Here is a 515-nt window from a genome sequence, read left to right as displayed (position 1 = left end):
ATCCTGCCCCCTGCTTCGCGCGACATCGCGGAGGTGTGAATGTCGTCGGCGTTGAGGATGCTCCACCCGCCGCGGCGGACAGACTCGACGACCACCGACTTCACTTCCGCCAGGTCGTCGATAGTGTCGATGCCTCTCAGCCCCAGATGATCGCCATGGACGTTCAGCACCGCGCCAATGTCGCATGCGTCGAATGCAAGGCCTTCGCGCAGGATGCCGCCGCGTGCACATTCCAGCACGGCGACATCGACACCTGGCTCGCGAAGCACGATCCTGGCGCTTTGCGGACCCGAGCAATCGCCTGTCATGATCCGCTCGCCGTTCAGGTAGACGCCGGTGGTCGAGGTGAGCCCGACCGTTGCACCATTCGCCTGAAGAATGTGCGAGAGCATTCTGGCGGTGGTCGACTTGCCGTTTGTCCCTGTGATCGCGAAGATTGGAATGCGGCCGTCCTTGCCACCCCTGAAGAGAAGATCGAGCACCGGCCGTGCGACATTGCGGGCGCGGCCTGAGGA

The 515-nt window shown here is 63.5% G+C and carries 1 protein-coding gene; it reads right to left on the bottom strand.

Annotated elements, in window-relative coordinates; genetic code table 11:
* On the bottom strand, nt 1-515 hold a 515-nt coding region (locus EN932_RS37585; protein WP_245483426.1), incomplete at both ends, for a Mur ligase family protein.

The organism is Mesorhizobium sp. M7A.F.Ca.US.002.01.1.1 (assembly GCF_004022955.1).
Taxonomy (GTDB): domain Bacteria; phylum Pseudomonadota; class Alphaproteobacteria; order Rhizobiales; family Rhizobiaceae; genus Mesorhizobium; species Mesorhizobium ciceri.
The sequence above is the reverse complement of the archived record's forward strand: the minus strand, read 5'-3'. Positions and strand labels throughout refer to the sequence as shown.